Here is an 11,170-nt window from a genome sequence, read left to right on the forward strand (position 1 = left end):
CGGGACGATCAATGCGGCTCGCCGAGGCAAGCGTCGGCAACATCGACGATCGGCTCGCTGTCGGCGTGAGCTTGAGGAAACCGATCAACGCACTTGATCTGAACGTAGGTCCACCACGTTCCCGGTGGATCGTGACCCAGCCACAACACAGTGGCTGCGACCTTGGTTCGCAGTCCCCATTGGCGCCAGTCAGCACCCGTTGGCGAAAAGTTTCCGTGAATGTCCTTGTATAGGTTACGGTCCAACCCGTATCGCTTCAGATAGGGCGGGTTGATGCGCTCCTCGGACGTAGCCGGCTCGCCACGTGCGATGCCCGCTTGCGCCAGGGCCGCGTCCCGGCGGAAATCGCTCACGGCACGGCCGACCACCGACAGCTCGAACAGCAATGCCCCGCCAACTGCCATGCAAGTCGCGACAATGCAAAGCGAGAGCGCCCAAAGCACCCGCCTTCGGGTCGTCGGTGTCTTCATCACTGTCGACCTCCTACCGGCATCGGGATTCGCCGCCATGCCCGGCGCTTCGTTCGCCATTCAAATGGCCGCTCGGCTTTGTCGCAACGGATTTGAGATGGTCGACGGCAGTCGTGTCAGACAGAGTGGCCCCCTTGCCTCGTCAGCAAGAGCCAAGCCGGTTTGCAGTCCGGTACGGGTACTTCAGGCCCTTTGTAGAAGGTCAATCGCCTTTTCGGCATCGTCCAACGAGTCGACCGCGAGATACGCAATGAACTGCGTGCCAAGTACAGCGGCCGAGACGCCGCGAAGGTTGATCCCCCCATCCGCCAACGTCTGGGTCAATTGCGCGATGATGCCCATCTGGTCCAGACCCATTACACGGACGGAGTGAAGGCTCGGGCTGACGCTGAACCCCGCCTGTGTGGCGGCACGGATCGCACTTTCTCCCTCTAGCGGAGCGACAAACACGACTCCCTTACCCGCTGCCTCTGGCGTTCGACGTGCCACGACGAACTGCAAGTCGACACCAGCATCCCGCAAGACGCTTAAGACCTTCGCAAGGCCTCCCGGTTTATCGTCGATGGTAGCTGCCCAAACCTCGACCCGTTCCACGCTCAGTTCCATGGCCGTCCCTCCCGGCTCGAACCTCATTAGAAAAATCTACTTCACGAACGGCACGCGGGCAAGGACTGTCGGAGTACGCGCCGGTCGGCGAGCCGCGTCCAACTTGCTGCTACCGAGCATCTGTATCAAGATCAAGTCGCCTCATCACAAACAGGCGACTCTCATGACAGACGATCCCGATGGCGATCCTGCTACCGATCCCGACAAACTGAAAGGCCCAGGCGGCATGAGTTTGAGGCAGATCCACGAACAGGTTCAGAAGTCCGTCCAGCGCGACTGCGAAGCGCAGACTGCGCGCCACGCGCCCGCTCCACCGCAAAGCCGCTGGCAGCGGTGGGTTCGCTATGTATGGGGCCGTAGCGGGCGGCGCTAACCGCAGTGTGATCAGGGACGTGCTGGTCGCAGACCAGACTCGTTGCATCGTGAAGTCCGCGCTGCATCCACCCGGCTACCCATTTGGGTGGTGTGCGCCCCCCGTCGCTCTGTCATTGTGAACCCGTCGTCATAACGCTAGCTGGACAGGCGAGCAAACGTCGACGCGAAGCACTGGCAGGTCGCACGCAATTGACAGGGGGCTTGAAATGGAAACCACATCCTCGAGCGGAAATCCTTTAATGGATCTCTCGGACAATCTGGCAGACATCGTCGCGCGAGTCGGGCGGAGTGTCGTCGCAGTACACGGCCGACATCGCATGCCGTCGAGTGGCGTAATCTGGCGACGTGGCGTCGTCGTGACGGCTGCACACACGCTCAGGCGTGAGGACGGCATCGAAGTCACATTGACTGACGGCCGTACGGTCGCCGCAGTCCTCGCGGGCCTGGATCTGGGGTCCGACGTCGGCGTGCTGAAACTGGACGGCGTGGATCTCGACCCGATCGGTTCCGGCGACGCCCACTCACTGAAGCCGGGTCATCTTGCGCTCGCCGTCGCACGTGCGGACGATTCCGGCGTCAGCGCTGATTTTGGCGTGATCGGCAGCATAGGTGGTCCTTGGCGCACGTGGAAAGGCGGACAACTCGATGCGTTCGTGCGACTGGACGGCGGTCTGCGCCCGGGTTTCTCCGGGGCGGCCCTCGCGGACATGCGCGGGCAGGTCATCGGCATCTGCACCTCGGCACTGATGCGCGGCGCCGGCATCGTGATTCCGGGGATGACCGTGGAGCGCGTCACCGATGAACTGTTGGCTAAAGGGCGTGTCTCGCGGGGCTACCTTGGTGTCGGCACGCAGCGGGTCGGCCTGCTGGACGCCTGGGTCAATAAAATGAACCTGTCGTTCAGCAGTGGATTGCTGATCAATTCGCTTGCGCCGGGCGGCCCTGCGGAGCAGGCGGGCGTGCTGATAGGCGATGTACTGATCGAACTGGACGGCAAGCCTTGCCGCGACATGGGTGACGTGAGTGCGGCGCTGGGCTCCGCAAGCATTGGGCAGCAGTTGCACATCGCCTTGATCCGAGGCGGCGAACGCCACGCGTGTTCGGTAACGGTGGGCGAACGGCCCCAACGGAATTCGTGCAGGTGACGTCCGGGAAGCGACCAAATGTCGGATGGACAGACGATACGGAGGGCGCCTTTACGGGTCGTCGTGATTGCGGCATCGTGGCAAGAGCGCGCAAGCCTGCAAGCGCTTGTCGAGGCGAACCCGGCACTTGAGTTCCTGGGTAGCGCGCCCGACGCCGAAAAGCTCGTCGATTGCCTCGCCGGATCGGTGCCGGATGTGGTCGTCACCGACATCGCGCCGGAGGCGAGCGATGCGCTCAAGACGCTACTCGAACTCTCGCCCGGGTCACCGTCGCTCGTCCTGTTGAGCGACGACCCGGACAGCGACTGGATCTTCGATGCGTTGCCCGCCGATGCGGTGGCTATCCTGCCGCGCAACGCGATGCCAGCTGAAATCGTCGTGTCCATCGAAGCCGTCGCCGCAGGCCTTTGCGTGCTGACGCCCGACATCCTCGCAAGGCTGCTGGCCGAAACAAGACCGTCGCGCCAGAAGGGAGCCGGCGAACCGTTCGAAGCCTTGACGTTACGAGAGATCGAAGTGCTGGCGATGCTCGCCGACGGACTCGGCAACAAGGAGATCGCGCGGCACCTCGACATCTCGGACAACACGGTGAAATCCCACCTCTCGTCAATCTTCGGCAAACTCGGTGCGACCAACCGCACCGAAGCGGTGATGCTCGGCATGCGGCACGGATTCATCATGGTGTAGACAAGCTCGCGTTTCTCTACCCACGACACTAGACGACGTCCCCGCCGCTTTCCACGACGACCTCACTGTTATATCCGGGAAAGAATTCCTCGAGCACCGCGCTGCCGCGGGCAAGAAGCCCATGAGTGTGACGACCCTGCGGGACGCCTTTGCACCAGGTGTCCGCTGTCGGAAACGCATCGCGTTCGAGCACGGTCACGGTGGCATGGGCTATCTGCCGTGCCAGCCGTACTATTTCGATCGTAGGCGGCGGCCCTTGGCATCCGCCGTCTAACCGCTTATCGTAAAGGCGGAATGTTCCGCCACGATTTTCAGCAGAAAGTCCATCACTGCCCGTACTTGCGGCGAACGCCGCAAATCCCGATGCACAGCCATCCAGATATCACGCGAAAACCGTTCGCCGTCGTATGCGACGCGTTGTAGATTCGCATCGGTATCTGCCAGGAAGCACGGGAGGCCAGCCACGCCGGCGCCTGCTCGGGTCGCTGCAAGGTGGCCCGTGATATCGCTGATTTCGCAAGCAATAGGTCGCCCTCTTGCAACGCTCATCAACCACTTCTGCTGCGGCATGTCCGCGAATCCGGCATCGTAGACGATGAACTCCCATGCAGATGGATTGTGCAGGTGCGGATAGTCCCTGCTCGCGTATAGGTCGAACGGCATACGCCCTAGCTTGCGTACGACGCTGGTCGCTTCCTCCGGACGAACCAGCCTTAAGGCGATATCCGCCTCCCTTCGGCTAAGGGAAACCTGTCGTGCCTGGCCAGAAACAGACAACTGGACGCCGGGATTTGCAAGCCGGAATTCCGCCAGATGCTTCACCAGAAAACTGGCCACTAGTACCGGCGGTGCGCTCAGCGTGACTTTGCCGCTCAGCGGGGATAGGCTGGCATCAAGGAACCGTTCAATCGCGTACGCGTTCTCTTCCATTCCCTGCGCGAGTTCGAACACGCGCTGCCCAGCGAGAGTGAGTTTGCAGGCCCTGGGGAGCCGTTCGACAAGGCGCGTCTTGACCTCGTCCTCGAGTGCGCTCAAGCGTCGGCTCACCGTCGCGTGATCAACCTTCAGATCGCGCGCGGCCCCTGACAACGTACCGATGCGGGCGACAGCCAGGAAATGACGAATATTTTCCCAATCGAACATCTGTGCAATTTCTCAAGGATAGTGTGCGGTTTTGGGGAATATTCGCACAAAGGCGACATGCCTACCATGAGACTCGTTCAGTCGATAAGGGTCATTCCAGATGAGCATGTCTATGAGCCGCGATCAACGCGGCACTCTCGCCGCCGCAGGGCTGGGCTTTGTCGTTGTTTTGCTTGATGTCAGCGTTGTCAATGTCGCTCTTGACGCCTTGCGAGCCCGTTTCACCACGGACGTGACCGGCCTGCAATGGGTTGTCAACGCGTACACGCTGGCATTCGCGTCGCTGCTTCTCACCACGGGCGCCTTAGGTGATCGCTTCGGCGCAAAGCGAATCTTCACTGCGGGATTCGCCGTCTTTACTGTGGCATCGATTGCATGTGGGATCGCGTACTCGTTGCCGATTCTTGTGGCTGCACGCGTCGTACAGGGCATGGGCGCCGCGCTGTTGGTGCCCAATTCGCTGGCCATGCTGCGCCAGGCGTTCCCTGATACGGAGCAGAGAAGCCGAGCGGTGGGCTGGTGGGGTGCTGCAGGCGGAATTGCACTTGCAGCAGGACCTGTGCTAGGTGGGCTGCTGGTGACTCACGTGGGCTGGCGCAGCATTTTTCTGATTAACCTGCCGATCGGAATTGCAGGCGTGAGCCTTACTCTCCGTCATGCGGCGACAGCCGCACGGGCGCATAGCCGAGGCATTGACCTTGCCGGCCAGGTGGCGGCCATTCTGGCGCTCGTCGCTCTGACCGTGTGCCTCACGGAAGCGGCCCGGTTTGGATGGCATCATCCGTTGGTCTATGGTGCGCTACTGTTCTCAATTGTTGCCACCTTGGCGTTTCTGTGGCTTGAGTCACGCCGTACGGAACCCATGCTCCCATTGGCTCTTTTTCGAACGACTACGTTCTCTGCGGCCTCGGCCGCCGGCGTCATCGTGAACTTTGCCTACTACGGTTTGATCTTTGTTTTTAGTCTCTTCTTTCAGATAGAGCAGCAGTTATCAGCTCAGTGGACCGGCCTCGCGTTTTTGCCCATGACCGTCGTTCTGATGGCAGTGAATATCCTGGCGGGTCGGCTGCTCAACCGCGTCGGCGCAAAGAAACTCATGATTGCCGGCATGCTGATTGCCGCGTCGGGTTATCTGCTGCTGTTGCCGGTTCGCATAGACGGCTCGTACTGGATGCTGGTCGTGCCAATGCTCATAGCCGCAAGCGGCATTGCCTTAATGGTGCCGACCATGACAAACGTCACGCTGTCATCCGTGGATGCTTCCCGCTCGGGTATCGCGTCAGGAGTGCTCAACTCGGCGAGGCAGGTAGGCGGCATGCTCGGGGTGGCGGTGTTCGGGTTTTTCGTACGCGATACCCGTCCTGATGCATTTATGCAAGGTATGCATCTTTCCATCATGACCGCTGCGGTGCTCCTGCTGTGCGGCAGCGTGATGTGCCTGTACGGAATCAGAACGCCACGGCCCGTGCACATTGAGAACACTTCCAGGATTCTGGCCTCTGACAGATAAGACCCGATTCTTCAGGTGTGCAGTCGCGCGTTAACCGCAATGGCTCATGTATGCCTGTAAGCAGACACGCTGGATCTTAGCTGAATGCCCGTTGACGGCCGGAGCGAACATTGAAACAGAACTTGCCGTCTGCATCGCGACGCAGGGATTGCATTGGTCGCTAGCGACATGCCGGTCCCGTCGCGGGCTTCGCAACCCGTCACCTCGCCCGTGCGGCAAGGCGCGCAATCATCCGATCAGCCATTGTGCGATCGATGACTGCGAATGAGCGGCTCGTGCGCTCATAGGCATACATGGCGCCCGTCGCGATGTCGAACCACCAGCCGCTCAATACGAGCGCCCCGGCAGTGACTTGCTGGCGGACGATCGGGTAGGTCATCAGGTGCTCGAGTTGCACGAGTACGTTGAGTTGCGACAATTGATCGTGCGCTTTCAAACTGTCGTCGAGCGGACCTTCCTGTTCGAGGCGAAACGCTGCGTTGTTGGCGTGGCATAGCCATTTATCGAGGTTTGGCGATTTCATCTTGGCGTTCCTGGAGAACACGGCCTTCATCGCGCCGCACTCCGAATGTCCACACACGACAATATTCGCGACTTTCAACACCAGCACGGCATATTCGATCGCGCTTGCCTCGGAAAGATCTCCGGTAGAGACGCCCTCCGCAGTCGCCGGTGGTATCAGATTGCCCACGTTGCGCATCGTAAAGAGATCGCCGGGATGGGTCGATGCAAGCAGATCCGGCACGACCCGGCTGTCCGAGCACGTTATGAAAAGCGCATCAGGTGTCTGCGCGAGCGCGAGTTTGCTGAACTGCTGCGCGTATTGCGGCAGCATTTTCTCCCGGAATTCAACGATGCCCATGATGAGTTTTCGCATGGTTTGCCTCTCAAAGGACGGGTTGCCTTGCTGTCGAGCTTTCCGAGCCTCCAAGCCCTTGCGAGTCGGGGATACGGGCCAGCGCCAGGTCCTCCGGAAATGGATGCTTCGAGCCGATCGCACGGTCCAGCAGGGTCAGCTCGACACGCAAGGCGTCGTGACGATGCTCCGGCAAGCACTGAAGGAGATTCTCTATCGCCGCGCGCTGACGCCGCGCGATCTGAAGGCTGCCCGCGCCGTACTGACGTATCTCGCGGAAACTGATATGCACGAAATCTTCCCAGTTCGGCGTTCGATAGATAACGCGCACAAGTCCGGACTTATCCGTCATCTCTTCGGAGTACAAAGACCGTTTTCCGACGACACGCAATAGCCGCTGCAACTGATCGATGGCCAACACGGCCGTTGTTGGATCGTTGATCGCAGCCGACAACGCTTTCAGCGCAATATCAACAAGGATGCGAAACGCGAACATAGGATCCTGTTCCATCGTGCGTTCAGTCCCGAAAGCAACGAGTGTACGCAGCCGGTTTTCATCGATTGCGTCAGAGTCTCCGTACAAATAAAACAAGGGTTCGTCCACCGCGACAAAGTCGCCGACTTGCGGCACGAATTCGATAACCGAGTTAGTGCGCCTCGCCTTGGCGACAAGTCTTTCGAGATTCACGGCCAGAACGATGCCGGATGTACCGCTATGGCGAACAATGCGGCCAGGGACGCCTCGCTCGTGGTCAAGTCTCTGCGGGGTGATTCGGCCCGTCGCTGGGTCGGGATAGACGCTTTCGATGACCGCGATCCCGTGCTCCCCAACCCGAGCCACGAGGCTTACTGGACGCAGGCATTTCGCCGCATAATCAATCAGGAAAAGGAATGCGACGACAGAAGCGAATCCGAATAGCGCTGCAATGAATACCTGAAGCTGGTGCACCTCGCTGTCACCCATCCAGCCCAGGGTTCTGTTGGCGAACAGAAGCGTGAATACGAACAATCCCGAGATGCTGCGGATCACGTTATCGCGCAGCAAGGTCGTCGCGATGATCCGCGGGGTATATTGACCGCCAGCGACCTGGATTGCGACGAGCAGCGAACCGAAGGTAAACACCAGAAACGCCAGGTCTGCGGAAACGATGTCGCCGACAAGTGACCGCGCTCCAGTCATGGACAGCGCAAAAAGGCCTGTTTTCGGATCGAGGATGTCGTGTCCGATCAGCCACCTTCCCAGCATTTCAGTGAGCGGCTTTACCACGGCATAGATCGCCACCGCGACGAGCGGTACCGTCCACAGGGAAGATCTGAGGTAACTCTTCAAGCTGTACCAGCGGTTCCAGTCCATGTTTGCGCTCTTCCTACGATTCATGCGGCAGCGGAGGCCGAAACGTTCGCGGTTCGCCTTTGACGATGCACGTGACCTTCAGGTCGGTCAATCAGACTTTGGTCCGATAGGTCGAGGACATAGAGTTTCGGGAATCGCGTCTCGACCGATTGCGGATTTTCGATGCCCGTCTATCGCGCCATCGCGGGCAGCGCGTCTTCGGCGACGGGGGCGCCTGCCGGCGCGTTTTCGGCAGTGACATCGGCCGCCACGTGGGCCAGCTTCATCAGACGCGGCTGAAGCAGCAGCGCGACGAGACCGCTCCAGCCGGTCTGGTGCGAAGCGCCGACGCCACGTCCGCTGTCGCCGTGAAAGTACTCGTGGAACAGCACGAGATCAGACGAGCGCGGGTCGGCCTGCAACTGCGGATAAGCCGCCATCACGGGCCGCACGCCGTGCTCGTCCTTGAGAAAGAGGGTAGTGACACGCCGCGCGAGACCGTCGGCGATCTCGCTGAGCGAGCACCGGTTGCCCGATCCAGTTGGATATTCGATGCGGAACTCGTCGCCGTAGTAGCGATGGAATTCATACAGCGATTCGATCAGCAGATAGTTGACGGGCATCCACACAGGCCCGCGCCAGTTCGAATTGCCGCCGAATACGCGCGAATCCGATTCGGCCGGCTGATACGCGATGCAGACATGCGCGCCGCCATGATCGAACTCGTACGGTGTATCGCGATGCACGCGTGACAGCGCGCGCACGCCGTGATCGGACAGAAATTCGTCTTCGTCGAGCGCGCGGCGCAGCAGTGCCGTCATCCGGTATCCGCGCAGTAGCGAGAGCAGCGTGGTGTTGCCTTTGCCGGGTTCGGTCCAACGCGATACGAGTTTGGCCAGATTGGGCCGGTGATCGAGAAACCACGCGAGCCGTTCTCGCAGGCCGGGCAGGTGGCCGTATATGCGTTCTTCGAGCACATGCACGGCGAACAACGGAATCAGGCCGACGATCGAGCGAACGCGCATCGGCACACGGGTTCCGTCTGGAAGATGCAGTACGTCATAAAAGAATTCGTCGTGACCGTCCCATAGCCCCGTTCTGCAACCTTCGCTGCAACCGACGGCTTCTGCGATATACAGGAAATGCTCGAAAAACTTCACCGCGATTTCGACGTACGCGTTGTTCGTCATCGCGAGTTCGAGTCCGATCTGCATCAGGTCGAGCGCATACGAGGCCATCCAGGCGGTGCCGTCCGCCTGGTCGATGCGGCCGCCCGTCGGCAGCGGGGAAGAGCGGTCGAAGATGCCGACGTTGTCTAGCCCGAGAAAGCCGCCCTGGAAGATGTTGCGGTCCTCTGCATCCTTGCGGTTGACCCACCACGAAAAGTTTAGCAGCAACTTGTGGAACATCACCTCGAGAAACTTGTGGTCACCGACGCCCGTGACTTCACGATCGAGTTCGTACACGCGCCACGTCGCCCATGCATGAACGGGCGGATTCGCGTCGCCGAATGCCCATTCGTAGGCGGGCAACTGCCCGTTCGGATGCATGTACCGTTCCTTCACGAGCAACAGCAGCTGTTTCTTCGCGAAGTCGGGGTCCACCATCGCGAACGCGGCCGCATGAAACGCGAGATCCCAGGACGCGTACCACGGGTACTCCCACTTGTCCGGCATCGAAACGACGTCGCCGTTGCACATATGCCGCCAGTCGGCATTGCGCCCGTGCCGGCGTCCTTTCGGCGGCTTCGGCTGACCGGGGTCGCCGTCGTGCCAGCGCGTCACGTCGAACTGGTAATACTGCTTCGTCCATAACATGCCGGCGAGCGCCTGGCGTTGCACGAGCCGCGCGTCGGCGTCGCTGATGTCGTGCTGGAGCGCGGCGTAGAACTCATCGGCCTCCGCGATCCGGCGCGCGAACAGCGCTTCGAAGTCGAGCGGCACGTCGTCGCGCGTGATGCCCGGTAGTGCCGCCGGACGCCAGCGCAGATACAGCACCGCGCGCTCGTGCGGCGCGAGCGACAGGGCCACATGCGCGGCGGCGCGGGTGCCTGCGTCGCGGCGTACTGCGTGCTCCTCGCCATCGACGAGGTAATCGTTGAAGCCATCCTTGAACGGGCCTGCGCCGGCGATGCCGAAAAGGCGGCGGACGTTGGTTTCGTTTTCGCAGAACAGCCATTCGATCGGCTGCGGCGCCGAGGCCGTGACGATCATCGTGCCCAGCGCGGGATTGTGCGCGATCACGCGCGCGCCCTCGGCGGACTCCGGCTCGAGCGTGAGCGACGGCTTGCCGGGCTTGCCTGACCACGCCCAGCGGTTGCGCGCCCAAAAGAGCGGCAGCAGATGGAGTGGCGCGTGCTGATCCGCGCGATTTTCGACGGTTACGCGCATCACGATGTCGTCGGGTGTGTGCTTCGCGTATTCGATCCAGACGTCGAAATAGCGATCGTTGTCGAACACGCCCGTATCGAGGATTTCGTATTCAGGCTGATCGGCGCCGCGCCGGCCGTTTTCCTCGATCAGGTCCTGATACGGGTACGCATCATGGGGGTATTTGTACAGCATCTTCATGTACGAGTGCGTCGGCGTGCCATCGACGTAGAAGTAAAGCTCCTTCACGTCCTCGCCGTGATTGCCTTGCGCATTGGTCAAGCCAAACAGCCGCTCCTTCAGGATGGGGTCGCGCCCGTTCCAGAGCGCGAGCGACACGCACCAGTCGAGTGGGTCGTTGCCGAATCCGGCAATGCCGTCCTCGCCCCAGCGGTACATGCGGCTGCGCGCATGCTCGTGGGGGAAATACTCCCATGCGGTTCCGTAGTCGCTGTAGTCTTCGCGAACGGTGCCCCACTGCCGGTCGCTCAGATAAGGCCCCCAGCGGCGCCAGCAGTCGAAGTCCTGGCCATGCAGACGGAACCCTTCCTTCGAATGGAGCAGATCGTTTGCGCGTAGCGATGACATGTGACCTCCCAAACCGGGATCGACCCGTCGAACACGTTCAGTGCGTGAGTCCCCGCCCATCCCGTCACGCGTGCGGCGCCGGGCGGTA

General features: G+C 60.9%; 10 protein-coding genes. 4 read left to right on the forward strand and 6 right to left on the reverse strand.

Annotated elements, in window-relative coordinates; translation table 11 throughout:
- Positions 1–8: 8 nt before the first annotated feature.
- Both OKW35_RS13570 and OKW35_RS13575 read right to left on the reverse strand, forming a co-directional pair.
- Complete coding sequence (locus tag OKW35_RS13570) at positions 9–470, reverse strand: hypothetical protein (RefSeq protein WP_429552286.1); 462 nt, start codon at positions 468–470, stop codon at positions 9–11.
- A 183-nt stretch (positions 471–653) separates the two neighbouring features.
- The gene (locus OKW35_RS13575) at positions 654–1,076 is read right to left on the reverse strand and encodes an ACT domain-containing protein (RefSeq protein ID WP_429552287.1); all 423 of its coding nucleotides are present in this window, start codon (positions 1,074–1,076) and stop codon (positions 654–656) included.
- 163 nt (positions 1,077–1,239) lie between these two features.
- On the opposite strand from OKW35_RS13575, the gene OKW35_RS13580 reads away from it, so the two are divergent.
- From OKW35_RS13580 to OKW35_RS13590, 3 genes are all read left to right on the forward strand, one after another.
- A complete protein-coding gene (locus OKW35_RS13580; protein WP_084754273.1) occupies positions 1,240–1,449 on the forward strand; it encodes a hypothetical protein in 210 nt (69 codons plus the stop codon).
- A 241-nt stretch (positions 1,450–1,690) separates the two neighbouring features.
- Positions 1,691–2,596: a S1C family serine protease gene (locus OKW35_RS13585; protein ID WP_184039521.1), complete on the forward strand. Its 906-nt coding sequence runs from the start codon at positions 1,691–1,693 to the stop codon at positions 2,594–2,596.
- 18 nt (positions 2,597–2,614) lie between these two features.
- On the forward strand, positions 2,615–3,283 hold the full coding sequence (locus tag OKW35_RS13590) for a DNA-binding response regulator (protein ID WP_429552288.1): 669 nt from the start codon (positions 2,615–2,617) through the stop codon (positions 3,281–3,283).
- Between the two features lie 270 nt (positions 3,284–3,553).
- Here OKW35_RS13590 and OKW35_RS13595 read toward each other — a convergent pair whose 3' ends face one another.
- Positions 3,554–4,426 (reverse strand): LysR family transcriptional regulator, encoded by an 873-nt coding sequence (locus tag OKW35_RS13595; protein ID WP_187613438.1) that lies wholly within the window; start codon positions 4,424–4,426, stop codon positions 3,554–3,556.
- Positions 4,427–4,538: 112 nt separating this feature from the next.
- Here OKW35_RS13595 and OKW35_RS13600 point away from each other — a divergent pair, with 112 nt between their 5' ends.
- Positions 4,539–5,936, forward strand: a complete 1,398-nt coding sequence (locus tag OKW35_RS13600; RefSeq protein WP_429552289.1) for an MFS transporter — start codon at positions 4,539–4,541, stop codon at positions 5,934–5,936.
- A 199-nt stretch (positions 5,937–6,135) separates the two neighbouring features.
- Here the strand turns inward: OKW35_RS13600 and OKW35_RS13605 are convergent, their stop codons facing one another.
- From OKW35_RS13605 to OKW35_RS13615, 3 genes are all read right to left on the reverse strand, one after another.
- Entirely contained in the window at positions 6,136–6,813 is a 678-nt protein-coding gene (locus OKW35_RS13605) for a carbonic anhydrase (protein ID WP_184068978.1), read from the reverse strand.
- Positions 6,814–6,823: 10 nt separating this feature from the next.
- On the reverse strand, positions 6,824–8,146 hold the full coding sequence (locus tag OKW35_RS13610) for a DUF2254 domain-containing protein (protein ID WP_429402507.1): 1,323 nt from the start codon (positions 8,144–8,146) through the stop codon (positions 6,824–6,826).
- Positions 8,147–8,316: 170 nt separating this feature from the next.
- On the reverse strand, positions 8,317–11,082 hold the full coding sequence (locus tag OKW35_RS13615) for an MGH1-like glycoside hydrolase domain-containing protein (RefSeq protein WP_429552290.1): 2,766 nt from the start codon (positions 11,080–11,082) through the stop codon (positions 8,317–8,319).
- Positions 11,083–11,170 lie beyond the last annotated feature (88 nt).

It is taken from the genome of Paraburkholderia sp. MM5477-R1 (assembly GCF_050436385.1).
GTDB classification, from domain to species: domain Bacteria; phylum Pseudomonadota; class Gammaproteobacteria; order Burkholderiales; family Burkholderiaceae; genus Paraburkholderia; species Paraburkholderia tuberum.